Origin of the sequence: Nocardia sp. CY15, assembly GCF_009829295.1 — a bacterium.
Lineage (GTDB): Bacteria > Actinomycetota > Actinomycetes > Mycobacteriales > Mycobacteriaceae > Nocardia > Nocardia sputi.
Map to the genome: position 1 here is coordinate 1 of NZ_VUOT01000041.1, position 24,374 is coordinate 24,374.

The 24,374-nt window shown below is 66.6% G+C and carries 21 protein-coding genes and 3 pseudogenes; 13 read left to right on the forward strand and 11 right to left on the reverse strand.

The features are described 5' to 3' along the window. Positions 1-134 precede the first annotated feature (134 nt). The 3 genes and pseudogenes from GVY39_RS29680 to GVY39_RS29690 all read left to right on the forward strand — a co-directional run bounded on the left by GVY39_RS29680 (position 135) and on the right by GVY39_RS29690 (position 5,539). A complete protein-coding gene (locus GVY39_RS29680; RefSeq protein WP_201295394.1) occupies positions 135-1,886 on the forward strand; it encodes an IPT/TIG domain-containing protein in 1,752 nt (583 codons plus the stop codon). A 441-nt stretch (positions 1,887-2,327) separates the two neighbouring features. Beyond that, a pseudogene (locus GVY39_RS29685) lies at positions 2,328-3,430 on the forward strand (IS630 family transposase). A gap of 630 nt (positions 3,431-4,060) precedes the next feature. After that, positions 4,061-5,539, forward strand: coding sequence for an amino acid permease (locus tag GVY39_RS29690; RefSeq protein WP_236565744.1), 1,479 nt, complete (start codon positions 4,061-4,063; stop codon positions 5,537-5,539). 121 nt (positions 5,540-5,660) lie between these two features. Here GVY39_RS29690 and GVY39_RS29695 read toward each other — a convergent pair whose 3' ends face one another. The 6 genes and pseudogenes from GVY39_RS29695 to GVY39_RS35080 all read right to left on the reverse strand — a co-directional run bounded on the left by GVY39_RS29695 (position 5,661) and on the right by GVY39_RS35080 (position 10,931). Next, positions 5,661-6,209, reverse strand: coding sequence for a hypothetical protein (locus GVY39_RS29695; protein WP_159930227.1), 549 nt, complete (start codon positions 6,207-6,209; stop codon positions 5,661-5,663). A gap of 348 nt (positions 6,210-6,557) precedes the next feature. Continuing rightward, positions 6,558-6,806, reverse strand: coding sequence for a hypothetical protein (locus tag GVY39_RS29700; RefSeq protein WP_159930228.1), 249 nt, complete (start codon positions 6,804-6,806; stop codon positions 6,558-6,560). A 369-nt stretch (positions 6,807-7,175) separates the two neighbouring features. Beyond that, a pseudogene (locus GVY39_RS34770) lies at positions 7,176-7,406 on the reverse strand (response regulator); the annotation flags it as partial. Positions 7,407-7,426: 20 nt separating this feature from the next. Next, positions 7,427-8,155 (reverse strand): response regulator, encoded by a 729-nt coding sequence (locus GVY39_RS29705; protein WP_304654142.1) that lies wholly within the window; start codon positions 8,153-8,155, stop codon positions 7,427-7,429. A gap of 7 nt (positions 8,156-8,162) precedes the next feature. After that, positions 8,163-10,712: a sensor histidine kinase KdpD gene (locus GVY39_RS29710; protein ID WP_159930229.1), complete on the reverse strand. Its 2,550-nt coding sequence runs from the start codon at positions 10,710-10,712 to the stop codon at positions 8,163-8,165. Between the two features lie 93 nt (positions 10,713-10,805). Further along, positions 10,806-10,931 carry a hypothetical protein gene (locus tag GVY39_RS35080; protein ID WP_255466319.1) on the reverse strand — a complete coding sequence of 42 codons (126 nt, stop codon included), beginning with the start codon at positions 10,929-10,931 and terminating at the stop codon, positions 10,806-10,808. Positions 10,932-11,150: 219 nt separating this feature from the next. Here GVY39_RS35080 and GVY39_RS34775 point away from each other — a divergent pair, with 219 nt between their 5' ends. The 6 genes from GVY39_RS34775 to GVY39_RS29735 all read left to right on the forward strand — a co-directional run bounded on the left by GVY39_RS34775 (position 11,151) and on the right by GVY39_RS29735 (position 17,424). After that, positions 11,151-11,312 carry a hypothetical protein gene (locus tag GVY39_RS34775; protein WP_223522169.1) on the forward strand — a complete coding sequence of 54 codons (162 nt, stop codon included), beginning with the start codon at positions 11,151-11,153 and terminating at the stop codon, positions 11,310-11,312. After that, the gene (gene kdpF, locus GVY39_RS35085) at positions 11,309-11,395 is read left to right on the forward strand and encodes a K(+)-transporting ATPase subunit F (RefSeq protein WP_223522075.1); all 87 of its coding nucleotides are present in this window, start codon (positions 11,309-11,311) and stop codon (positions 11,393-11,395) included. Before GVY39_RS34775 ends, kdpF begins: the two co-directional genes overlap by 4 nt. After that, positions 11,396-13,066 carry a potassium-transporting ATPase subunit KdpA gene (kdpA, locus tag GVY39_RS29720; protein ID WP_159930231.1) on the forward strand — a complete coding sequence of 557 codons (1,671 nt, stop codon included), beginning with the start codon at positions 11,396-11,398 and terminating at the stop codon, positions 13,064-13,066. 1 nt (position 13,067) lies between these two features. Beyond that, on the forward strand, positions 13,068-15,224 hold the full coding sequence (gene kdpB / locus GVY39_RS29725) for a potassium-transporting ATPase subunit KdpB (RefSeq protein WP_159930232.1): 2,157 nt from the start codon (positions 13,068-13,070) through the stop codon (positions 15,222-15,224). A 1-nt stretch (position 15,225) separates the two neighbouring features. Continuing rightward, a complete protein-coding gene (locus GVY39_RS29730) occupies positions 15,226-16,095 on the forward strand; it encodes a potassium-transporting ATPase subunit C (protein ID WP_159930233.1) in 870 nt (289 codons plus the stop codon). 294 nt (positions 16,096-16,389) lie between these two features. Next, complete coding sequence (locus tag GVY39_RS29735; protein ID WP_236565745.1) at positions 16,390-17,424, forward strand: TrkA family potassium uptake protein; 1,035 nt, start codon at positions 16,390-16,392, stop codon at positions 17,422-17,424. Positions 17,425-17,626: 202 nt separating this feature from the next. On the opposite strand, the gene GVY39_RS29740 is transcribed toward GVY39_RS29735, so the two are convergent. After that, positions 17,627-18,589, reverse strand: coding sequence for a DUF389 domain-containing protein (locus tag GVY39_RS29740; protein ID WP_159930234.1), 963 nt, complete (start codon positions 18,587-18,589; stop codon positions 17,627-17,629). Positions 18,590-18,675: 86 nt separating this feature from the next. On the opposite strand from GVY39_RS29740, the pseudogene GVY39_RS29745 reads away from it, so the two are divergent. Beyond that, positions 18,676-19,218: pseudogene (locus tag GVY39_RS29745) on the forward strand (cation transporting ATPase C-terminal domain-containing protein); the annotation flags it as partial. Positions 19,219-19,462: 244 nt separating this feature from the next. Here GVY39_RS29745 and GVY39_RS29750 read toward each other — a convergent pair. Next, the gene (locus GVY39_RS29750; protein WP_159930235.1) at positions 19,463-19,984 is read right to left on the reverse strand and encodes a hypothetical protein; all 522 of its coding nucleotides are present in this window, start codon (positions 19,982-19,984) and stop codon (positions 19,463-19,465) included. A gap of 143 nt (positions 19,985-20,127) precedes the next feature. Then, complete coding sequence (locus GVY39_RS29755; RefSeq protein WP_159930264.1) at positions 20,128-20,460, reverse strand: spore germination protein GerW family protein; 333 nt, start codon at positions 20,458-20,460, stop codon at positions 20,128-20,130. Positions 20,461-20,580: 120 nt separating this feature from the next. On the opposite strand from GVY39_RS29755, the gene GVY39_RS29760 reads away from it, so the two are divergent. Continuing rightward, positions 20,581-20,886: a hypothetical protein gene (locus tag GVY39_RS29760; RefSeq protein WP_159989378.1), complete on the forward strand. Its 306-nt coding sequence runs from the start codon at positions 20,581-20,583 to the stop codon at positions 20,884-20,886. A 495-nt stretch (positions 20,887-21,381) separates the two neighbouring features. Here GVY39_RS29760 and GVY39_RS29765 read toward each other — a convergent pair whose 3' ends face one another. After that, entirely contained in the window at positions 21,382-22,245 is an 864-nt protein-coding gene (locus GVY39_RS29765) for a universal stress protein (protein ID WP_159930236.1), read from the reverse strand. Between the two features lie 154 nt (positions 22,246-22,399). Beyond that, positions 22,400-22,744, reverse strand: a complete 345-nt coding sequence (locus tag GVY39_RS29770) for a hypothetical protein (RefSeq protein ID WP_159930237.1) — start codon at positions 22,742-22,744, stop codon at positions 22,400-22,402. A 264-nt stretch (positions 22,745-23,008) separates the two neighbouring features. On the opposite strand from GVY39_RS29770, the gene GVY39_RS35420 reads away from it, so the two are divergent. Together GVY39_RS35420 and GVY39_RS29780 are read left to right on the forward strand one after the other, a co-directional pair. After that, complete coding sequence (locus GVY39_RS35420; protein ID WP_159930238.1) at positions 23,009-23,290, forward strand: DUF1918 domain-containing protein; 282 nt, start codon at positions 23,009-23,011, stop codon at positions 23,288-23,290. A gap of 164 nt (positions 23,291-23,454) precedes the next feature. Beyond that, positions 23,455-24,345, forward strand: a complete 891-nt coding sequence (locus tag GVY39_RS29780; RefSeq protein WP_159930239.1) for a universal stress protein — start codon at positions 23,455-23,457, stop codon at positions 24,343-24,345. Positions 24,346-24,374 lie beyond the last annotated feature (29 nt).

Sequence of the window (24,374 nt, forward strand, 5' to 3'; positions counted from 1 at the left end):
CCGGAGCGTCCAGCACGGTGGGGCAGCCATTCCTTCGCAGCCACAACAACAGCAACCAACCATCAGCTACACCCCACCGCCCTGGGCATCCAGGGCACCAACCCCAGACACCCACAAACTTAGGGAGCACAACCATGGCACCTACCATCACTTCCCTGTCCCCAACTGCGGGCCCGCCTGCGGGCGGGAACAACGTCACCATCACCGGTACAGGGTTCGACTTCGTGACGACCGTGCGATTCGGCACGGTGGCAACCACTTTCACGGTCGACTCCACCACACGGATCACGGCCATCGCCCCACCGGGAGCCGGCACGGTACCCGTCACCGTGATCACCAGCCCGGGCGGCACCAGCAACAGCGTCCCCTACACCTACGCCGGGGTCCCTTCGGTGAGCGGCGTGAGTCCCAACCAAGGACCCACCACCGGCGGCACCACAGTCACCCTCACCGGCACCAACCTCACCGGCGCCACGGCGGTGACCTTCGGCGCCACTGCGGCGGTGTCGTTCACCGTCAACTCGGCCACGCAGGTCACCGCTGTCGCTCCGCCGGGGTCGGGGACGGTGCAGGTCACCGTCACCACTCCCGCCGGCACCAGCAACGGCGTCGCCTACACCTACATCACCGTCCCCGCTCTCACCACCGTCACTCCCAGTTCGGGTCCCGCCGCCGGAGGAACGACGGTCACGCTCACCGGCACCAACCTCACCGGCACGACGGCGGTGACCTTCGGCGCCACCGCGGCGGCATCGTTCACCGTCAACTCGGCCACGCAGGTCACCGCTGTCGCTCCGCCGGGGTCGGGGACGGTGCAGGTCACCGTCACCACTCCCGCCGGCACCAGCAACGGCGTCGCCTACACCTACATCCCGGTTTCCGCCCCCACTCTCACCTCCGTCACTCCCGGTTCGGGTCCCGCCGCCGGAGGGACGACGGTCACGCTTACCGGCACGGGTCTGTCGAGCGCCACCTCGGTGCGGTTCGGTGCGACGGCCGCATCGTTCACTGGGGTGTCGGCTACGCAGATCACCGCCGTCGCCCCACCCGGGGCCGGTACCGTGCAGGTCACCGTCATCACCCCAGGTGGCACCAGCAACGGCGTCCCCTACACCTACGCCGCGACGCCGTCACTCAACGCCGTGAGCCCCACCCAAGGACCCACCACCGGCGGAAACACCGTCACCCTCACCGGCACCAACCTCACCAACGCCGCCGCGGTCACCTTCGGCGCCACCCCGGCAGCCTCGTTCACCGTGAACTCCAGCACGCAGATCACCGCAATAGCCCCGCCGGGATTCGCCGGGGCAGTCAACGTCACCGTCACCACCCCCGGCGGCACTGCCACCCTGCCCAGCGCCTACTTCTACCGCAACATCCCCGCCCTCACCGCCGTCTCCCCGAGCGCGGGTCCGCTCGCCGGCGGAAACACCATCACCCTGACCGGCGCGGATCTGCTCGGGACCACCGCAGTACGGTTCGGTTCGACCGCTGCCAGCGCGTTCACGGTGGTGTCCGACACCCAGATCACCGCCACCGCCCCACCATCAGCCGCCGGCACGGTCGCTGTCACCGTCGTCACCCCCGGCGGCATCAGCAACGCAGTCTCCTACACCTACCTGACCGCACCCACCGTCACGAATCTGAGCCCGAACCAAGGACCCACCACCGGCGGCAACACCATCACCGTCACCGGCACCAACCTCGCCCAAACCACCACCGTGCTGTTCGGCGCCACACCCGCGGCGTTCACCGTCATCTCCAACACCCAAATCGTCGCCACCGCGCCTGCGGGAGCCGCCGGACCGACCAACCTCACCGTCACCACACCCGGTGGCGCCAGCCCAGCCGCGGTCTACACCCGAGTCCCCCCACCCACTATCTGAATCCGCAGCAAGCCCTCGCAGTCTCAGCACAGCGGTCCAGCCAACAGCAGCGGCGTGTCGTCGTCTAGTCCGGTCAGTTGGTCTATGTTCGGTCGCCAGGTCGGGCTGGTGACTGCGGGCGGCACCGGCCCCTGTGAAGATCTGCACTCCGCTGGGCCCGCTCCGGTGATGATGCCGTCATCACCGGAGCATCGAATCGTTGCGTTCACCTGGTGATGACCGTGTCATCACCAGAGCTGGTATGGTCTGTCGTGAAATGTAGTGACGCGTCGTGAAACGGCAGTCGAGCGGCAGTGTTGCGCAAGGATCAGCTCGCTGACCTGGTGAAACGCCGAGTGTCCCAACGAGGTTCAAGTCCTCCTAGGCCCACCATTCCAATTTGCTATAACTCCAGCTAGTGTTCCGCGCCTGAAATCCGTTGCTTAATTATAGGATTCGCCGGTGGCGAGGACTGGGCGCCCGAGATCGGGTCCGGATTTGGTGGTGCCCGAGGCGCAGCGTCGGGAGTTGGTGCGGGGTGCGCGGGCGGCGACCTCGACGCAGGCGTATGCGTTGCGGTGCCGGATCGTGCTGGCCTGCGCCGAGCCGGGAGCGTTCAACACCCACGTTGCGGCCGAGGTGGGCGTGTCGGCGATGACGGTGCGAAAGTGGCGGGGTCGTTTCATCGAGTACGGGCTGGCTGGTCTGGCCGATGAACCGCGGCCGGGTCGGCCGCCGTCGATCCTGCTGGGCCAGGTGCAGCAGGTGGTCGAGTTGACTCTCGAACAGCTTCCCTCCGATGCCACGCACTGGTCGCGGTCGGCGATGGCCGAGCGGGGCCGGGTTGTCGAAATCGACGGTCGGGCGGATCTGGCGGCGGTTCGAGCTGAAACCGCATCTGACCGATGGTTTCAAGCTTTCCACCGATCCGTTATTCGTGGAGAAGGTCGTGGATGTCGTTTGGCTTGTACCATAATCCGCCCGAACGAGCTGTTGTTCTCTGTGTCGATGAGAAGAGCCAGATCCAGGCCCTGGACCGGTCCCAGCCTGTGCTGCCGATGATGCCGGGCATGCCCGAACGCCGCACCCACGACTACGCACGCCATGGCACCACCAGTCTGTTCGCCGCGTTCAACATCGCCGACGGCACCGTAAACGGCGAACTACACCGCCGGCACCGAGCGACCGAGTTCCGCAAGTTCCTGACCAGCATCGACAAGGCCGTTCCCGCCGAACTGGATGTGCACGTGGTGTGCGACAACTACGCGACCCACAAGACGCCACTGGTCCAGCAATGGCTCGCCGCCCACCCGCGGTTCCACGTGCACTTCACCCCGACAGGTTCGTCCTGGCTCAACCAGGTCGAACGCTGGTTCGCCCTCCTGACCCAGCAACTCCTACGCCGCAGCGTCCACAAAAGCGTCGCCGCGCTGGAGAAAGACGTCCGCAACTGGGTCGACCAGTGGAACACCAACCCACGCCCGTTCGTCTGGCGCAAGACCGCCGAGGAGATCCTCGACTCTCTTGCGCGATATATCCAACGGATTTCAGGCGCAGAACACTAGAACGCGTTTTCATCTGTCTGATGTCCCTTTGTCCCCTTATGGTGATGACACGGTCATCGCTAATTGATGACATGGGGTCGGGAACCCCCTCCCTACGCCAGCGTGGCCTGGCCTTTTGTCGTTTGGAGTATGAGGATTCGATCCTCCGACCCCCAGTTCGGGGCAGCGTAACCGCAATCGGATTCGCGGGGTACGGCCCTCGGCATTGGAGTCGATTCGGATTCGGGAGATCTTTTGTGAGCCGTTGCCTTTGATGCGTGTGCCTTCATCGCTGATGGCGAGTTGCCTCGATTCGAGTTCCTCTCCGCGCGCCTGGTTCGACAATGCGCTGCTGCGAGGGCAGCTGCGCCGCAGCACGATCCCTCGACCACGCGGAAGACCGGTACGGTCTCGCATGGCGGACTAACGGGGCTCTGCGCCGATCCTCGTCCGGCCCCCTATGCGGGTATCGCACCGATTTCGTTGGCTGACCAGCCGGGGCAGGGCGACATGCCACGCGTCCTGAGCGGATCTCGCCCGCTGGGATTGTCGGTGCGCCTGGCCTGCGGGGTTGGTAAAGTCTGTCGCCGGTGTGCCGGGAAGTCTGGTCGGCGATCGCTGAGCCTTGCCTAGTTCCCGAAAGGCCCGTCGATGAGGTCAGCCGCTAAAACGCACACCGGATTGTCGCAGTTGATGCACAGCCGCCCTGTGCTGCTGTTCGCATTCGCCTTCGCTGCGATGGCCGACCCGGTGTCTTCGGTTGCCTACGCGATCGAGGCCGCGCTGCGCGCCCTGAACGGCGACCTCGCGCTCCTGCTGCCGACGATGGGACTGGTCGTCGCGATCGTGGTGCTGGTTATCGTCAACTACCACCAATTGGTGGCCCGCTATCCCCAGGGTGGTGGCGCGGCGGCGGCCACCGGGGAGGCGTTCGGCGAGGACATGGCGTTCGTGCCTATCGGCGCGTTGATCGTGGATTTCGTACTCACTATCGCCATCAGCTCCGCGGCCGGGGCGTCGGCGATCATCGCGTTCGTGCCCGCACTGGCTCCGTGGCGGGTGCCGATCGCGCTGCTGTTGGTGGTCGCCGTCGCCAGCGGAACCTGGTTCGGGCATGTGGGCCGTACGGTGTTCGCGGTCATGACGGTGGCGTTTATCGTGCTGGCCGTCGCGGTCCTGGGCTTCGGGCTGTTCGCCCAGCCGCACCCGTCCGGCGTCACCAGCGCCGACCCCGGGCATTCGCCGGTGCTGGCTGTGGCGCTGACGTTTCCGGTGGCGATGGCGCTGGCCACCGGCATCGAGGCCCCTTCTTCGGCGATCGCCCAGCTCGGGCAGCTCGACGACCCGGGCCGGCGTCGCTTCGGTCAGGTGACGCTGTGGCTGACGCTGGGCGTGGTCGGGACCATCACGCTGGGACTGACCGCCCAATCGGTTTGGCTGGGCATCGGCGTCCCCCACGAGGACACCACCCAGATCGCCGAACTCGCCCGCGCGGTCGCGCCGGCCCCGGTGTTCGGCGCCTTTCAGGCCATGACCGCGCTGCTGCTGCTCTCGGCGGCCAGCTCCTCGTTCCAGGCCGGCCCCGGGTTGCTCAAAGCCCTTGCGAGTCAACGTCATGCGAGCGTTGCGAGCACCGGCATCCTGCCCAGTCGGCTGGGCCGCATCAACGTCCACCACACTCCGTACTGGGGTGTGGTGGTGTTCTTGCTGGCCTCCGAAGCGGTCATCACCGCAGCCGGCGGACGCGACCAGGAACTGGTCCTGTTCTACGCCGCATCGGTGTTCGTCAGCTACCTGTCCGGTCTGATCGCGATGTCCCGCTTCTCGCTACGTGAGCGCCGCACCGGCTTGTTCGTTGTCAACCTCGTCGGAGCGCTGGCGGTCGGGTTCACCCTGGCGGTCACCTCACCCGGGGCGGCCCGATCATCTCCATTGGCGCTTCGCTGCTCATCGCGCTGGTGTTGTACCGCCTGTGGGTTGGGTCGGGGCGTCCGCGGGGAGTCCGGAACGTCGCCGCCGACGCCGAGGCGGTCACGGAGTCGTGACAGCGCCGGTTGTCACTCCGATGACGTAACCGATCCGGTCCGGTCGGACTCTACCGGCCGGCGCCTGGCATCGGACCTGTCGTGACTTCCGTACTCGTCAACATCGCCCGCGCCCATTCGGCCTCCGTCCCGGTGTGAGCTGCCGGGACTGGGTACTCGAGCACCCGACGGGCAAGCAAGGGTGTTCCGGGACTGGCAGGACAACCCTATTTGGATGGTGGAGCTGGGCGCCGCGTCGGCGGGCGGTACCGAAATGACGTTTTCGCCTGTTGATCCGAGGCTGTCGACCCTCGACCTGAGCGGTGATTCTTGCGTCCTCGAATCCCTTGTCGGATAACAGCCATAGCGGAAAGCAGCGAGATTCCGACGGCGAGTATCGCAGACCATGTGAGGCTGTGAGTGGCGTAGGAAACTTGGCGGAACCCAGGTGCCGGATAGTTGTCGTGGCCCCTGGCCCACCGGATCAGCAATCCGACCTGGGTGCCCGGATCCCGGGCTGTCGCATAGGAAACCACTCGCGTCAGTTCATCGCCCTTGCTGTTCAGGTAGAGCGCGGTGGCGGTGGTGAAGATTGCGACGAGCGCCATGGCAACGATCACCAGGTGGGTGAGCGCCGCGGTGCGGGTCACCGTGTTGACCGCCACGCTGCACACCGCGATGATGATCGCGACGCTGGTGAGGATGCCCCACGTTCCACTGGCTTTCGGATTGGGTACCGACGTTTGCGCCCAGAGATCGACCCAGAAGGTGGTCACGTGGATCCGTCCGAAGGCGTTCGCGTGGATCACGCCGTCCGTCCCGCCGGTGCCTGTGGTCAGCCACGGCTGAAACAGAAGGACAAAGGTGATGACGCAGCCGACCGCGGCACACAGGTAGACACAGTTCCCGCGGAGTGCGGCCCCCAGCCACTTTCCTCCAAGAGTAGGCCGTAGACGTGCGCCACCCCGTCGCCGTCGTGATATCCGATCAGTCTGGTGGGGCTGTTCGAGTCGCGCTTTTCTGTTCTGCCAAGGCGTCGGGTGCACGATTTTCCAGCCTATGAGCTGGGCTGTATGGATTCCGTCAAGGACGAAAGCCCTGCGCAATAAGGATTCGTCAAACCCTCAGGGGTACAGCCACAAGTCCCAGGCCAGGCAGGCGACAGCCGCGGTCACTGCGCCGAGGCCGATTGCGCTCACGATCGCCCACACGCCACCCTCGCCGATGCCGGCGAGCAACCCTAGTAGCGCGACCGCCACGGTCAGCGCCGGTGCGAGGTAGCGGTACCTGGTCAGGAATGCACGCAACTCTCGGGTCTCTGTCCGTGACGCGGGCGAGTCGTGTCCGTCGGCATGGTCGGCTCTGCGTGCCATCGGTTCCTCGGTTCTCGCCGTCCGGTCTCGGACCGACGGATTCGGCGGTCAGGACCGGTGCCGGATTCGGCTGGCTGGTTGCCGAATCGGTGCGATGCAGGGTTTCGCCGCAGCCACCAAGACTCGCCCTCCGCAGCATGAGCCTGCACGCGTGCGAACCCGGTCACCAGTGTTGGCGCGACTATCGACATCGTCCTGTCCGATTCCGGATCGTCGTCCGCCACTGTGCCTGCCGACGCACTGTCCGCGCAGTAATCTTGACGAAATCCTGACGCTCACCCTCGGTTCCTTGACGAGATGCCGAGGCCCGCTCGGCCGGTCGTGGCATGAGAACGGTGGGCAGCCGGGGCAGTTCGAGTCGGTGTGGGTGGGAAGGGCGGCGATTCGGATGTAGAAGCCGTCGATCTGCTGGATCGTGTCCATGAACCGGTCGAGGTCGACTGGTTTGGTGACGTAGACGTTGGCGCGAACCGATAGCTGGACAGGATGCGTTCTTCCAGGCCGGAGGTAGTGAGAACTACGACCGGGATCGATGACAGTGTCGTGTCGGTTTTGATCTGTTCGAGGACCGTCGTATTTCGGCAGGTTCAGGTCCAGCAGTCGATCCGGGTTGGCCGGGATTACTCCTGAAATCGGTAGCCCATGCCCGCTTCGGTCAGCAGATGCTGGGGGTGAGAGGGGTCGTCCTCCAGTTTGCGGCGCAGTTGCGCCAGGTAGACGCGCAGGTAGTGGGTCTCGGTGGCGTAGGATGGGCCCCACACCTCTCGCAGCAGCTCCCGCCGCCCGACCAGCTTTCCCCGGTTGCGCACCAGCATCTCGAGCATGCCCCACTCGGTGGGAGTCAGGTGCACGGCCTCGCCGCGCTTGGTAACCTTCTTGGCGGCCAGGTCGACGGTGAACGATTCGGTGGTCACCACAGGAGCCGAGGCGTCGGGATCGGTGGTGCCGCGGCGGACCGCGGCGCGCAGCCGAGCCAGCAGCTCATCCATGCCGAAGGGTTTGGTGACGTAGTCGTCGGCGCCCGCATCCAGCGCTTCGACCTTGTCGGTGGAATCCGTACGCGCCGACAACACGATCACCGGAGCCGAGGTCCATCCGCGCAACCCGGCGAGCACCTCGATGCCGTCCATGTCGGGCAATCCCAGGTCGAGGATCACGACGTCCGGATGCCGGTCGGCAGCCGCGCGCAGGCCCGCGCCACCGGACGCGGCGGTGATCACCTCGTAGCCTCGGACCGAGAGATTGATCCGCAACGCGCGCACGATCTGTGGTTCGTCATCGACGACGAGCACCTTGGTCGCCACCGCCTCGGGCGTCTTCGTCACAACCGCCGCCTCCTGTGTCGTCACCGGCACCTCATTCACCCGCGCTCGACGTCTCGTGCGCGATCTCGCCGCCGGTGCCGTTCGCGTTCGGCGGCTCGGCGCCGCCGGGCAAATCGACCAGCATGGTCAATCCTCCACCCGGCGTCGGCTCGGCGTGCACCGTGCCGCCCATGGCTTCGATGAATCCGCGCACCACCGACAGTCCGAGCCCGACTCCGGCGGTGTTGTCCCGGTCGCCGAGCCGCTGGAACGGTTCGAACAGCTGCTCCTCGGTGCCGTGCGGCACGCCGGGGCCGGTGTCGACGACAGCGATCGAGACCCGGTCGCCGGTGCGTTCCGCAGTGACCCGGATCGTGCCCGCGCGCGGCGCGTGGCGCAGCGCGTTGTCCAGCAAGTTGGCCAGCACCCGTTCCAGCAGGCCGCTGTCGGCGCGCACCGAGACGTCGCCGACCTCGACCCGGACCCGGTCCATCGCCGCGCGCCGCAACCCGCGCGCGCCCATCCCGACGCTCACCAGTGCGCGGTGCACCGCCTCGTCCAAGTAGACCCGCCGCGGCTGCGGCGTGATCACGCCGACCGCCAGCCGGGAGGAGTCGAGCAGATTGCCGACCAGCGCGGTGAGCTGATCCACCGATTCCTCGATCGTCTCCAGCAGTTCGGCGGTGTCCTCCGGAGAGAACGCGACGTCGTCGCTGCGCAGGCTGGACACCGCCGCCTTGGCTCCGGCCAGCGGGGTACGTAGGTCGTGGCTGACCGCGGAGAGCAACGCCCGCCGCAGGCGATCGGCCTCCAGCACGGCAGCGGCGGCGCCCGCCTCCTCGGCCAGACGCGCCTGCCGCACCAAGGCGACGGCCTGGTTGGTCACCGCGTTGAGCACCGGGCGATCGGCCGCGGCCAGTGGACGGCCCGCGAGCAGCAGCCAGTGGCGGGCATCGCCCGCTTCGACAACGGTGTCCGCCTCGGAGGGCTGCCGCGGCGGATCGGCGCCCACCTGGGCCAACACCTGGTCACCTGCCATCAGGGCGACCGCGCGCTGCGCGAAGACCTCCCGGATCTGCTCGAGCAGCCGAGGCAGATCCGCGCCGTACAGTATCGCGCCGGAGAACATGGTCAGCAGCTCAGCTTGCCGGGAGGCCTTGCGTGCTTGACCGGTTCGCTTCGCGGCCAGATCGACCAGCGCCGCCACCGCGACGGCTACGATCAGCAGTACCACGACGGTGATGAAACTGTTCGGCTCGGCGATGGTCAGGCTGTAGTGGGGCGGCGCGAAGAACCAGTTCAACAGCAGGCCCGACAGCAGCGCCGAGAGCGATGCGGGCACGACGCCGCCCAGCAGCGCCACCGCGACCACACCCACGACGAACACCGCGCTGATGCCGCCGAGATCCAGCACTTCATCGAGGTAGGCGGCGCTGAGCGCGCAGACCAGCGCCGGCACGAGAACCGCCGCGAGCCACGCGGCCACGGGGCGGCGCGGGCGCAGCGCCGAGTACCGCAACCCGCGGTGGGCTTGTTCGTGCGTCACCATGTGCACGTCGATCTTGCCGGATCGCTGTACCACGGTGGAGCCGATGCCCTCGTCGAACATTCGCACCCAGCGCGAGCGACGCGACGTGCCGAGCACGAGCTGGGTGGCGTTCGCCTCGCGGGCGAACTCGAGCAACGCGGTGGGCACGTCCTCCCCGGTGACGGTATGCAGCGAGGCGCCCAGACTGGCCGCCAGCTCACGCAGCCGGGCCAGCCGCTCGGTGGAAACCCCAGCCAAGCCGTCGCCGCACACCACGTGCACGACGATCAGGTCGGCGCTGGATTTGGTGGCGATCCGGCTGGCCCGGCGCACGATTGTCTCCGATTCCGGGCCGCCGGTCACCGCCACCACGACGCGTTCGCGTGCCTCCCACAGCTCGGTGATCCGGTGGTCGGCCCGGTATTTCGCCAGCGCGGCGTCGACCTGGTCGGCCAGCCACAGCAGCGCCAGTTCGCGCAGCGCGGTGAGGTTTCCCGCGCGGAAGTAGTTGCGCAGCGCCGCGTCGATGCGCTCGGCGGCGTACACGTTGCCGTGGGACAGCCTGCGCCGCAACGCTTCCGGGGTGATGTCGACCAGCTCCACCTGATCCGCGCCGCGTACCACCGCGTCCGGCACGGTTTCGCGCTGCTGGATACCGGTGATCTGCTCGACGACATCGTTGAGGCTCTCGAGATGCTGCACGTTGACCGTGGAGATCACGTCGATGCCCGCGTCGAGCAATTCCGCCACGTCCTGCCAGCGTTTCTGGTGCTTGCTGCCGGGCGCGTTGGTGTGCGCCAGCTCGTCGACCAGCACCACCGCCGGAGCGCGCCGCAGCACCGCGTCGACGTCGAGTTCCGGGAAGGTGCTGCCGCGATACTCGATCGGTTTCGGTGGAATGTGCTCGATGCCTGCGAGCAATTGCTCGGTCTTGCGCCTGCCGTGTGTTTCGACCACCGCCGCCACCACGTCGCGGCCGCGCTCCAGCCGTCGGTGCGCCTCGCCGAGCATGGCGTAGGTCTTACCGACTCCCGGCGCGGCGCCGAGGTAGATACGCAGCTGACCGCGTTTCACCTGTTCATCATCGCGCGCTTAGCTTCCTCGGCCGTACCGACCGAGGTCGCTGCGGCGCGCTGTGCCGGGTGTCCGGACCGCGCCACTCGCACGTCACCGCCGCGCACCGTAAGCATCGATCGCCACGATCTGGCGGGCGCGTGCCTGTTCTCGAGTTCCGAGCGCGCGGATGATCAGCGCGCAGCAGATGAACAAGACGACTACGGCTACTGCCGACATGACGATTTTCTCCTCCCACCCGCCGGGTGATTCCCGGTCGCACCGGCGTAGTCCCCGGGCCGGGTCCTCCACTTCTACCTTCGTCGCACATGCGGACCCCGATTTTTACGGGCTGTTGACGGTCTACCTCCATTCCTTGACGCGTTGCTTGCGGGCGTCGCTCCGACTGTCAACGAACCGCAAATGCCATGAACCGGGGCGTCAAGAAACCGTCAGGGAGTGACCAGCAGAGCCGAACGGGCGCTTCACTCGCTCTGTCGCGCCGAAGCATGGCGCGCGGATGGAGGTTGTCGAGTCATGTCGGTCGTCGTGTTCACCGTGCTCACCGTGGTGGCGTTCGCGCTGCTGGGGCTGGTCCAGCGCGGGGTGGAGAATTTGTGACCGCGAACCTGATCGGTCTGGTTCTCGCCGTCGGCGTGGCGCTCTACCTGGTCGCGGCGCTGCTGTTCCCCGAAAGGTTCTGAGTGAGCACGACAACCGCCGGGGTCGTCTTCGTGGCCTCACTGATCCTGGCGCTCGCGCTGGTGCACGTGCCGCTGGGCGACTACATGTACCGGGTGTACGAGGGACGTCGGCACTCTCGCGCCGAACGCCTCGTCTACCGCGTGATAGGGGCGCAACCCGACATCGAGCAGCCGTGGCCGGTATACGCACGCAGCGTCCTGGCCTTCTCCGCGGTCGGCATTCTCTTCCTGTTCTTCTTCCAACTCCTGCAAGACAGATTGCCGCTGCACCTGAACGATCCGGGCACCGAGATGACGCCCGCGCTGGCCTGGAACACCGCGGTCAGCTTCGTGACCAACACCAACTGGCAGAACTACTCCGGTGAGTCCACCCTGGGCCATCTGGTGCAGATGGCTGGGCTGGCGGTGCAGAACTTCGTCTCGGCGGCCGTCGGCATGGCGGTGGCAGTGGCGCTGGTGCGCGGGTTCGCCCGCAGGCAGACCGGCGACCTCGGCAACTTCTGGGTGGACCTGGTGCGCGGCACGCTGCGTATCCTGCTGCCGATCGCGTTCGTCTTCGCGCTCGTGCTGGTAGCGGGCGGTGTGATACAGAATTTCCACCTGTACGACCAAGTGGCGCAAACCCTCAACGGCACCCAGCAGACCATCACCGGCGGCCCGGTCGCCAGCCAAGAGGTGATCAAGGAACTCGGCACCAACGGCGGTGGCTTCTACAACGCCAACTCCACCCACCCGTTCGAGAACCCGACCGCGTGGACCAACTGGGTGGAGATCTTCTTGCTGCTGGTGATCAGCTTCTCGTTGCCGCGCACCTTCGGCCGGATGGTGGGCAGCCGCCGGCAGGGCTGCGCGATCGTCGCGGTGATGGGGACGATCGCGCTGGTCAGCGTGACGTTGACCAATGTGTTCCAGCTCCAGCACCACGGCACCGTGCCGACCGCGATCGGCGCCTCGACCGAAGGCGTGGAACAGCGTTTCGGCGTATCGAATTCGGCAACCTTCGCCGCGGCGACCACGCTGACCTCCACCGGTGCGGTCGATTCGTCCCACGACTCCTACACCAGCCTCGGCGGTCTGATGCTGTTGTTCGACATGCAGCTGGGCGAGGTCGCGCCGGGCGGTGTGGGGTCGGGCCTGTACGGCATGCTGATCCTGGCGGTGATCACCGTGTTCGTCGCAGGCCTCATGGTCGGGCGCACGCCGGAATACCTCGGCAAGAAGATCACGCCGCGCGAAATCAAGCTCGCGGCATCGTATTTCCTGATCAGCCCGCTGATCGTGCTGGCGGGCACGGCCGCGGCGATGGCGATGCCGGGCCAGCGCGTGAGCATGCTGAACTCCGGGCCGCACGGTCTGTCGGAGGTGCTCTACGCCTTCACCTCGGCGGCCAACAACAACGGCTCGGCGTTCGCGGGCCTGACCGGCAACACCGAGTGGTACAACACCGCCCTGGGCCTGGCGATGCTTGTCGGTCGCTTCCTGCCGATCATCTTCGTGCTCGCCCTTGCCGGTTCACTGGCGCGGCAAGGCACCACTCCCGCGTCGATCGGCACGCTGCCGACGCACCGGCCACAGTTCGTCGGCATGGTCGTCGGCGTGACGGTCATCCTGGTCGCGCTCACCTTCCTGCCCGTGCTCGCACTCGGGCCGCTCGCCGAAGGAATCCACTGACATGTCCGGTCCCGTCATCGATGAGAACGTCGCCGCGCAGACCGTGCGCGCGCGTCCGCGGCGGGGCACGAGCGTCCCGAGTGGAGTGCTCGACCCGAAGCTGCTGCTGACCTCGTTGCCGGACGCGGTCCGCAAGCTCGATCCCCGCACCCTTTGGCGCAACCCGGTGATGCTGATCGTCGAGCTGGGCGCGATGTGGTCGACCATTCTCGCGCTGGTCGACCCGACCTTCTTCGCCTGGGCGATCGTCGTATGGCTCTGGCTCACCGTGATCTTCGCCAACCTGGCCGAGGCCATCGCCGAAGGCCGGGGAAAAGCCCAGGCAGACACGTTGCGCAAAGCCAAGACCGACACCATCGCGCGGCGGCTGGTCGATTGGTCGCCGGGCGCGCGGATGGTCGAAGAATCCGTCGCCGCGCCCGAGTTGCGCCGCGGCGATCACGTCGTGGTCGAGGCCGGGGAGGTGATCCCCGGCGACGGTGACGTGGTAGAGGGCATCGCCTCGGTAGACGAGTCCGCGATCACCGGCGAATCCGCGCCGGTGATCAGGGAATCCGGCGGTGACCGTTCGGCGGTGACCGGGGGCACCACCGTGCTGTCGGACCGGATCGTCGTGCGGATCACCCAGGAACCGGGCCGCAGTTTCATCGACAAGATGATCGCGCTGGTGGAAGGCGCGAGCAGGCAGAAGACGCCGAACGAGATCGCGCTGAACATCCTGCTGGCGGCGCTGACGATCATCTTCGTCTTCTCGGTCGTCACGTTGCAGCCGATGGCGATCTTCAGCAAGGCGAACAACCCAGGGGTGCCGGACACCGCCGCGCTGGACGTGCACGGCGTCACCGGCATCGTGCTGGTTTCGTTGCTGGTCTGCCTGATCCCCACCACCATCGGCGCACTGCTGTCGGCCATCGGCATCGCGGGTATGGACCGTCTGGTGCAGCGCAACGTGCTGGCCATGTCCGGCCGCGCGGTCGAGGCAGCCGGCGATGTGAACACGCTGCTGCTGGACAAGACCGGCACCATCACCCTCGGCAACCGCCAGGCGGCGGACTTCGTCCCGGTGCCCGGCGTGAGCAAGGACCAATTGGCCGACGCCGCCCAGCTTTCCAGCCTCGCCGACGAGACGCCGGAGGGCCGCTCCATCGTCGTCTACGCCAAACAGGCCCACGGTCTGCGTGAGCGGACGCCGGGCGAGCTGACCCACGCGCACTGGGTCGAGTTCACCGCCCAGACCCGGATGTCGGGCGTCGACCTGGACGGCCGACAGTTGCGCAAAGGCGCGGCGAGCGCAGTGACCGAATGGGTGCGTTCCCGAGGCGGCGTGGTGCCCGACCAGCTCGGCGCGACCGTCGACGGCATCTCTGCGGCAGGCGGCACGCCGTTGGTGGTCGGTCAGGTCACCGATGGAGCGGCTGCGGTGCTCGGCGTGGTCCACCTCAAGGACGTGGTGAAGCAGGGCATGCGGGAGCGTTTCGACGAGATGCGCCGGATGGGCATCCGCACGGTGATGATCACCGGCGACAACCCGTTGACCGCCAGAGCGATCGCCGACGAAGCAGGCGTCGACGACTTCCTCGCCGAGGCCACGCCGGAGGACAAGCTGGCGCTGATCAAGAAGGAACAGCAGGGCGGGCGGCTGGTCGCGATGACCGGCGACGGAACCAACGACGCGCCCGCCCTCGCGCAGGCCGACGTGGGCGTCGCGATGAACACCGGTACCTCGGCAGCCAAAGAGGCGGGCAACATGGTCGATCTGGACTCCGATCCGACCAAACTGATCGAGATCGTGGAGATCGGCAAACAGTTGCTCATCACCCGCGGCGCGCTAACGACGTTCTCCATCGCCAACGACATCGCCAAGTACTTCGCGATCATTCCCGCGTTGTTCGTGCCGTTGTTTCCCGGTCTCGACCTGCTCAACATCATGCGGCTGGCCAGTCCGCAGTCGGCGATCCTGTCCGCGGTGATCTTCAACGCCGTCGTCATCGTGGCATTGATCCCGTTGGCGCTGCGCGGCGTACGTTGCCGGCCGTCGAACGCGTCGAAGTTGCTCAGCCGCAACCTGACCGTCTACGGGCTCGGCGGCATCATCGCGCCGTTCCTCGGCGTCAAACTCATCGACCTCGTGGTCCGATTCCTCCCCGGGATGTCCTGATATGCGCTATTCGACCTGGATCCGGCAACATCTCGCCGCGCTTCGCGCGCTGCTGGCGCTCACGGTGGTCACCGGAATCGTGTACCCCCTGGCGGTCTTCGCGGTCGCGCAGCTGCCCGGACTGCGCGAGAAAGCGGACGGTTCGCTGGTCGAGGTGAACGGAACGACCGTGGGCTCCGTCCTGATCGGGCAGTCGTTCACCGATGCCGACGGCGCCGCTCTGGTGCAGTACTTCCAGAGCCGTCCGTCGGCTGCCGGCGACGGGTACGATCCGATGTCGACCGCCGCGAGCAATCTCGGACCGGAGGACGTCGTCGACGCCCCGGCACGCGCGAGCCTGCTCACCACGGTGTGTGCCCGAAGCAAGGAGGTCGGCGACCGTGAGGGGGTCGACGGCAGCCGTCCGTTCTGCACGAAAGACGGTGTGGGCGCAGTGCTCTCGATCATCGGCCCGCGCGACTCCGACGGAGATGTATCGCAGCCGGTGCAAGTCGTCAGCGTGAACCAGGCATGCCCGGCGACGCCGTTCCTGCACACCTATCGGGGCGTGCGGGTCGACTGCGCAGAACCGGGCCGGAGTTACTCGGCCGGCCGCATCGTGCCGATCCATGGCGATGCTCCCATCGACCCAGCGGTACCCGCCGACGCCGTCACCGCCAGCGGCAGCGGGTTGGACCCGCACATCTCTCCGGAGTACGCGGCCATCCAGGTTACTCGCGTCGCCAAGGCGCGCGGCGTTTCCGAACAGCAGGTGCGCATGCTGGTAGACGAACACACCAGCAGGCGGACTCTGCGGTTCCTCGGCGAGCATCGCGTGAACGTGCTTCAGCTGAACATCGAGTTGGACCACCGCTATCCGTACCGCGCATGAGAGGACGTGTCAGCTCATGCGCTGCAGGGACAGCGGTGAGATCCGGCGCGCCACTGCATGGGCAATCGCGTCCAGCGCGGGGGTTGGCGGCGATAAGGTGTACGGCGGTGTGCCGGGAAGTCTGGTCGGCGCGTTGTTGGTGCGTGTGCGGCCGGGAGGTTCGGTGATCGGAAGTGCGGCAGCGGCCCAGTGTCGGGGATGGTCACGTCAAGACATCTACTGCAGGCCGGTACGGACCTTGGTCAGGCTGCGGTGAGGCCGGTGCCGCAGGGGCGGCGTTCCTCGGGTATAGGCGTGTTGGCGTCGCGTCCCGGGTTCGGTCTGGTCGGTGTGGTGCGGGTACCGCATCAGGTCAGCAGCCCGTTGGCGGCTATCGCCCGCCGGATTGGGTACGCCGTGGCGGCGCTGACGGCCACCGTGCTGGTGGTGTACTCAGGGCGCGAGGGATACACCGATTCCCATGATGGACAGCTGTCGCTGCTGGACTGTGTCTATTACGCGACGGTGTCACTGTCGACGACCGGGTACGGCGACATCGCTCCGGCGACACCGACCGCACGATTGGTCAACATCTTCGTCGTGACCCCGTTGCGAGTGTTCTTTCTGATCGTGCTGGTCGGCACGACATTGGCTGTGCTGACCGAGGACTCGCGCCAAAGCTTGCGAATCCGGTCCTGGCGGCGCCGTGTGCGTGGACACACAGTGGTGGTCGGTTACGGCACCAAAGGCCGTGCGGCCGTGGAAGCGATGCTCGAGGAGGGCGCTCGGCGATCATCGATCGTCGTCATCGACACCGCGCCGGAGGCAGTCGAGGCTGCGGCCGGGCGCGGCGTGGTCACGGTGCGGGGGTCGGGCACCGCGTCGGAAACGCTGCAGCTGGCGGTGGTGGGCCGGAGTGCGGCAGTGGTAGTCGCTGTGGGACGCGACGACACCGCGGTGCTGTCCACCCTTACCGCCCGCCACCTCGCACCGGCGGTGCGGATCGCGGTGGCGGTACGCCAGAGCGAGAACTCTGAGCTGGTGCGTCGCTGCGGTGCCGAGGTGGTGGTGGTGTCATCGCAGACCACGGGCCGGTTGATGGGTGTGGCTACCGGCGCTCCGCGGGTGGTCGAGTTGATAGAGGATCTGCTCAGCCCGGAGGACGGCTTTGCTGTCGCTCAGCGACCCGCCGAACCGCACGAAATCGGCCTGACCCCGAGGGAGTTGCCCGACATCGTGCTCGGCATCGTCCGCGAGGGACAGCGCCTGCGCACGGCCACCCGCCAACCACCCGCCGTGGCCGTCGGCGACGAACTGCTGTATATCCACCGGGTCACCACCCAGCAATGACCCGTCCCGTGGGCCAGCGGCTACGGCGAACTCTGCGGTCCGCCGTAGCCTGAGGAGTTCTCGGCGACCAAGTCTGTCACCACATGAATTCTTCAGATGTGGCGAACCGCAGACAGAGATGCCGTCGCAACAGTCCGAAGACCGACTTCTCCGATGATTCGGATTTTCGCGAGCAATCGCTACGGGACCGACCACTTTCTGTCTACAGCATCCGGCGCGGCGTGCTCATCGCTTTGGCACGCCGCAGCGACACCCGCGACCACACCGCCTGCTGGACTGCCACCGTCGCCCACCCTGCCAGTGCCATTCCGGACAGGTTCACCACGAGTTGCAGGGCGCTGCCCCAGACCGCCGAACCGACACCGAAAGCGGCGCCGAGTGCGATATTGCCCGCAGCCGGCACGGTGGTGACAGAGATGAAAACCCCGGCCAGTCCTCCCGCCTTGGCGGAGGTCAGCGCCAGCACTCCGGCGGCGGCAGCGACGACGGCGACAATAAACGACCACTTGTCGGGTGTGTAGATGAACGCTGTCCCGGGGCGTGGGCCGGTGACGTCTTCCACGGTGATCCAGCCCAGCCCGCGCCCGAGCAACGCGAGGGTGAAGGTGATCGCGATTGCGGTGGCGAAGCCGAGCAGCAGTGTGCGGACAGCGAGCCCGAACAAGGCGAATCGGCGACGTACCAGCGCGACTCCGAGTGCGGCGATGGCTCCGAACTCCGGCCCGAGGACCATCGCCCCGATCACCAGGATCTGACTGTCCAACACGATCGCGATGGCGGCGATCACGGTGGCGAAGGTCATGAAGCTGAGGTAGGTCCAGTTCAGCTCCGTTTCCTCATACGAGCGCTGGGCCACATCAGCCCATACCACTGCGTCTGCGCTGCTACCGGGGGTGCGAACCTCGCAATCGAATCCGCTGCGAGACAGCCAGGTACGGACCGGTTCGATCTCGATTGTGCCCGCCTGGTGTAGCCCGATCGCGCGCAACCGTTGGATCAAGTCGTTGGCCGCCTCGCGCGCCACCTCGGCCACCAGCATGTCACCCTTGGGCCGCAGTGCAGCGCCGCGCATCACCGCCAGGCCGCTGACGGCATCGTCCTGTTCGAGAATTCGGATCACGTCATCGGTCATCTCGCTCGGAGCCAGCATTCGCAGTCGCAACACCCAGATAGTGTGCCGCGTCTTTCCGCTGGCATCGGCACCATCCGCCCCAACGATCGACTCAACCTAGTTTCCGAACGCGGCCGACAATCGTCGCCGGTGCCACGCTGCCGATACTGCCGACCCAGATCCTGTGGATCAACATGACCACTGCCGTATTGCTGGGCTTGATGCTCGCCTTCGAACCCGAAGAAGACGGGATCATGACCCGCCCGCCCCGCGATCCGGCACAGCCGCTGCTCACCCGCGCCCTGATCGTGCGGATCCTGCTGGTCTACACCCTGCTGGTCGCCAGCTCGTGGTCGATGTTCGAGTGGGAACTCGCCCGCGGCGCCGACTTGGCCGAAGCCCGCACCGCGGCGGTGAACCTGTTCGTCGTGGTCGAAGCCTTCTACCTGTTCAGCTGCCGTTCCCTGACGCGATCGGCATGGAGAATCGGCCTGTTCTCCAATCCGTGGGTCATCGCCGGACTCACCGCACAAGCGATCGGCCAGCTCGCTTTCACCTACCTGCCCGCCATGAACACCGTGTTCGACACCGCGCCCCTCGACACCGCCACCTGGCTGCGCATCCTCGCCATCGCCGCGGCCGCGAGCGTCGTGGTCGCGGTAGATAAACGTCTCCGGCGCTGAGGGCACACCGGCGCTGGAACACGTGGGTTGTGTGGCGGCCCGCTGCCTCGACCATATAGCCCCGCTGTTCGAGACGCGGGTAACTCCGTGCAGCAACTCTCGGTCGGAATGGATGCCAGGTGCCGGGGGAATCTGCCACCATGACATGAACATGCCTTGCGTCCTTGGCAGTTCGCCCCGACGCGCGAGTGCGGAGCGTGACTCGTTTGTCCCTGCATGGGGCAGCCGGATGGCTGTCGCCGGCTCACGTGTGATCGGAGACGACACCCGCGCTCGTCTGTGTGTTCTCCGCGGCGCCGAGGCGGCGGCGCAGGTTGGCGAACTGCCGCGCCTGCATGATCAGGTGAGCGGGCTGACCGACGAGGAAGTCGGTGACCGCCATCAAAGGGCGGGGCGCATCCCGTCGATCGATGATCGCCACCGTGAAATACATGCGTCCGTCGACTGTCGCATTCACACGGTCGCCCACGCGCAAGTCCTGCCATTTCGGCACAATCCGTGTCGCGCTGGGCCGCCCGCGATTGTCCAACCGGTCCCAGCTGTACCAACCAGCACGGTCGGCGCCCATCTGAACCAGCCAGCACCAGACGGTTTCCCGGGGCGCCTCGAGGGTTGTGGCCATGGTCGAGCAGCCAGTCGGGGCCGGAACCAGTGTGTCACCGGGGTACTCGGCTGCCACCTCGGCAGGGGTGGCGCCCCAGCGCAACATCCGGTGCCGCAACGCCAACGCCGCCACCGCGGCCAGCGGAAGAACGGGCCATCGCATATTCGTGCCTCCCGTCGGGGGTCTGTTCGTATGTTCAGCTCAGCAGTCCGGGTCCCAGCAGGGCCGATAGTCATGACGACGCGGGCGATAGCCTTTCGGCCAGCAGCTGATCACACGGCAGGCGTGCGATGCTCGTGGCATGATTACCGGCCGAGCCGAGCGATTCGTGCACCGACAAGCAGCGCCGTAACGGTGACGGCGCCGACCACGGTGATGAGTCGATTGACGTCGATAGCCGGTCGCCAGCTCAGTCGGCCGTTGCGCAGGACATAGACGCCGACGGGCTTGGCGCCCAGGCCGAATCCGACGCCGGACCCTTCCTGTCCGGCCTTGTCGGCGCCCGTGCCGCCGCCCGCACCGCCGGATACGGTGGCGACAGCGATCAGGGTGGTGCCGTCCCGCTCGACGGGCTCGGCGTACACCCGTTGGACCGTCATGGCATCCTTCGCTGAGCCGAGAACGTCTTCGACCTTCATTGCGTCTCCTCTCGTGCGCTCGTACGGGTTGTTCCCGTCGGCCAGTTCAGGGTCCAACGGCAGCCACACGCGGACGAGAGTCGATCGGCCCTCAATCGTGGGAGGAACGGCAACAGATCGGTGCCGGACGGCGATCGAAGCCTTTATCCGCTGGTTTGTGTGTCCGGCTCGGACAGGACCTTTTCGATGCGTCCGTCCGATCACCACCGCCGCGACAGGCTCCGTTGCTGGCACTTCGAGGATCGCGACCGCTGGCGAGGCGGCGCGCTCAACGGTTCGCACTGTGGCTTCGAGACCAGCCTCCTTGGCCAGCCTTGCCCCTTCTTCGGCGACGGCGATGGCGTCGTGTCGAGCTGCCGAGCGTACTTCCTCGATGAGTTCCTGCCGGAGTGTTTCGTCGGACACCGTGTGCACATGATGGGGTAGCAATCCCGGGGAGACATAGAGGACGATAGCCGGGCTGCGTACGAACAGCGTGCCGCGGCCTTTATAGCTCGTGCAGCGCCGGCGAAGCCGTCATAGCAGATCAATATCTGCGGGGGCGGTGTGTTCGCCCTTTCTGCACCCGAAACGTCCGGACGATTACAGATATCGAGACTTGACGCAGAGGTGATCGCCGTTTCGGTAGATGCCACAGCATCGGATCTTTACGGCTTTCTAGCCGACAGAAAGGTGGCCGCGACGACCATTGCCGCGATGATCGCGGTGATGACAACGGCGGCAGTAGGCCAGTCCATGATGTTTCCTTTCATGGGTCTCGATATCCACTGTCGCGCGATGAGCGTCGAGGTCGTAGGGAAATTGGTTACCGTCTCCGGGTCTTTGGGCCTCTTTCCATTCCTTTACGCAGACGTATTCCTGACGCTGCTGCTGCCGTGGGCGAGCAAAACCAGCCCAACCGGCTCCCTGCGGCATGAGCAGTCAGCTCGCCGACCTGGCGATGATCACCAGCACCTCGGCCGCGTGCAGGACGGCCTGACCGACCGACCCGAGCGTCATGCCGGGAAAGCCGCCGCGTCCATGGCCGCCGACGACGATGAGCTGGGCTTTTTCGCCTATCTGGAGTAGCTGCTCGGCGGGGCGGTCCTCGACAACGATGCGCCGCACCCGAACCTCCGGATACTTCTCGCCGTATCCGGCCAGGCTTCGGGAGAGGAGTTCCTCGCCTTCCTCCTGCATATCGGCGCGTGAACTGAAGCGCAGGAAGTCCGACCACGTGTGCACCGCGATGAGTTCGACGCCGCGGAACGCGGACTCGTCGAAGGCGACCTCGACGGCGTGCACGCTGCTCGGAGAGCCGTCCACGCCGACCGCCACCGGGCCGTCGGATGGAGTGGAGGTTTCCGGGATGACGGCGACCGGACATGCGGCGTGCCGAGCCAGTGCGGTGCTGACCGATCCCAGTAGCCTGCGGTTGATGGCGCCGAGCCCCTGCGTGCCGACGACGAGCAGTCGCGCGGCCTTTGAACGATCACGTAGGACCGGGATCGGGGGCTCGTCCACCAGTTCGGCGCTGATATCGAGTTGGGCGATCGACGCGGATACGGAGACGGCGGCCGCGCGGGCGGTTTCCAAGGTGTGACGTACACCCTGCAAGTAATCATCGAAATCGAACTGTCCGAGTTCGATACCCGATCCGAAGCCACCCAGGACTCCGATCGCGTAGACGAGGCGTAGCGGCACTTGATGGTGAGCGGCGTCGGCGGCGGCCCAGCGCAAGGCCGCGAGCGCGTCGGAGGAGCCGTCGACGCCGACGACGATAGGGGGATTGCTGATAGCGGGCATCTGTTGCACTCCTTCCTGCTTCTCGCAGGTACCCCTTGCTGATCGATGAGCGGCGCACGGCACCGGATAGTGCGGCCAGCCGAGCCGGGCGACCACGACGATTACGTGGCCTGCTTCCATGCCGCTGCCGGTACATCCACGGCTATCGACACGCCTACTGCGGTGCGGACGCGGTGGTGAGATGCTCGGCGATGAGAATGCGGTGGGCTTGCTGAGCCGCGTCGGCCCGGCGTTGGTCATCAATGTCATCGCTCGGCAATTGTTCGAGCCCGCGGGCGAGAACCGCCACGGCGTCACCTAGCAGCAGCACCCGGTGTTCCATTTCGTCCAGTCGTTCGGTAATTGCGTCAGCCGCGACCCTGTCGCTGCCGGTTCCGCCGCGCAACATTGTGCGCAGAGGTGTCGGCAGCACCCAGGTGCCGATCTTTTCGGCGACGGTGTTGAACCGTTCGCGCGCGGTGTGTAGTGACGCTGCCGGTGAATCGCTCTTCGGGACCATGGCTTTCAGCATTCTCCCGGCCGCCGCGATTCGCCTAGGGTCCGATGGCCCTGAGTGGCGGGTGCTGTCGGCCCCGCTACGGGAAGCCTCCACCTGATGGTGCAGATGCCCCGCGAGAAACTGGGGTGTCAGCCTCGCTCTGCGGATAACCGATAGCCGTACGCTGCACCGAGAAGGACCTGTGCCTGCGACCAATGACCCTACCGGCGGTACTCGCCCCGTTGCGACGATGAGTGCGGACGGGAACCGAGGAGGTTGGGCGGTATGCATGCGAACGTGGGGGACTGGCTGATAGTCGAAGGTCGCAGTGTCGGCGGCGCGGTTCGGCACGGTTTCATCGAGGAAGTGCACGGAAAGGACGGAATGCCGCCTTACCTGGTGCATTGGACCGATACCGGGCATCGGGCACTGACATTCCCCGGGCCGGACGCACATATAGCGACCCGCGACGAACTGCGTGTGCAAGAAGAAGTCACAGAGGCACACTTTTCCTCGAGGCACTATCGGACGAGCCGGTCGGCCGCGAAGCCCGCGGGCGCTGAGTAACCGGCACCGATGGCCCATCGGTGGTCCCTCCCCCGAGCCAGTTTCTCCGCGGCGGCGCGGAAGGCGATTGATCCGGGGCGGTCGCAGGGATGCGAAGCGACAGCCGGATGTGCAGACCAATTGGCGAGGATAGGTAGGGCAGCCGCGGCTTCCAGGTGAATATCATGACAGACAACACGACGCCACCACAGGGGCAGGTCGATCGGCCGACCATCGTCGCCGTCGACGGCTCGACCGTCTCCTATTACGCCGCGGCGTGGGCGGCGGCGGATGCGGCGTTGTATCGGCGCAGACTGTGCATCGTCACCTCGGTTCGGACCGGCTTCGGCGCGAGAGCACTCTCGGCCGACACCGGCGCAGCGCGGAGCCTGGACGTCGAGCGAGTGCTCGGCGAGGCTCTCGAGGTGGCTCGGAAGGCTGCGCCCGACGAGACGCTACCTGTGGAAACCGCACTGATCGCCGCTCCGATCCTTCCGTATTTGATCGATCGTTCCCGATCGTCGGGAATGGTGGTCGTCGGCAGCCGTCGTCTCCGGGCGTTCGGCCGTGGATTGCTCGGATCGGTGAGCACAGCGGTTACCAGGCGCGCACGTTGCCCGGTCGCGATCATTCGCTCGGCTCCGGCCACGGATGCGGCGTCCGCGGGCAAGCCGGTCCTCGTCGGAGTGGACGGAACGCCCAATTGCATACCGGCGATCCGCCTGGCGTTCGAAGAGGCCTCCCGGCGCGAGGTCGAGTTGATCGCGCTGCACGCGTGGAGCGATACACGCGGGACCAATCTCATTCCGACCTGGGACGCCGTGCGCGAGCTGGAGACCGCGCTGCTCGCACAGAGCCTGGCCGGGTTCGGCGAGCGATACCCGGAGGTGCCGGTGCGACGAGTGTTGCTGCGCGACAGTCCTGTTCGCTGCCCGGCCGATGAAGCGCGGGACGCGCAGCTGCTGGTGGTGGGCAGCCGTGGTCGCAAAGGCGCGACGGGCATGCTGCCCCGCTCCACCACTTCCGCACTCGTGAATACAGCACAGTGCCCCATCATCGTCGTGCGTCATCTCTGAGGTTGTGTGGTAGACGGGTCCAGGTGTGG

Bases quoted from the DNA above. Each gene is read 5' to 3' on its own strand.
- kdpB (WP_159930232.1), top strand. From the start codon at position 13,068: ATGTCCGGTCCCGTCATCGATGAGAACGTCGCCGCGCAGACCGTGCGC.
- GVY39_RS35420 (WP_159930238.1), top strand. From the start codon at position 23,009: ATGCATGCGAACGTGGGGGACTGGCTGATAGTCGAAGGTCGCAGTGTC.
- GVY39_RS29690 (WP_236565744.1), top strand. From the start codon at position 4,061: ATGAGGTCAGCCGCTAAAACGCACACCGGATTGTCGCAGTTGATGCAC.
- GVY39_RS29780 (WP_159930239.1), top strand. From the start codon at position 23,455: ATGACAGACAACACGACGCCACCACAGGGGCAGGTCGATCGGCCGACC.
- GVY39_RS29680 (WP_201295394.1), top strand. From the start codon at position 135: ATGGCACCTACCATCACTTCCCTGTCCCCAACTGCGGGCCCGCCTGCG.
- GVY39_RS29730 (WP_159930233.1), top strand. From the start codon at position 15,226: ATGCGCTATTCGACCTGGATCCGGCAACATCTCGCCGCGCTTCGCGCG.
- GVY39_RS29700 (WP_159930228.1), bottom strand. From the start codon at position 6,806: ATGGCACGCAGAGCCGACCATGCCGACGGACACGACTCGCCCGCGTCA.
- GVY39_RS29770 (WP_159930237.1), bottom strand. From the start codon at position 22,744: ATGGTCCCGAAGAGCGATTCACCGGCAGCGTCACTACACACCGCGCGC.
- GVY39_RS29755 (WP_159930264.1), bottom strand. From the start codon at position 20,460: ATGAAGGTCGAAGACGTTCTCGGCTCAGCGAAGGATGCCATGACGGTC.
- GVY39_RS29765 (WP_159930236.1), bottom strand. From the start codon at position 22,245: ATGCCCGCTATCAGCAATCCCCCTATCGTCGTCGGCGTCGACGGCTCC.
- GVY39_RS29750 (WP_159930235.1), bottom strand. From the start codon at position 19,984: ATGCGATGGCCCGTTCTTCCGCTGGCCGCGGTGGCGGCGTTGGCGTTG.
- GVY39_RS35080 (WP_255466319.1), bottom strand. From the start codon at position 10,931: ATGTCGGCAGTAGCCGTAGTCGTCTTGTTCATCTGCTGCGCGCTGATC.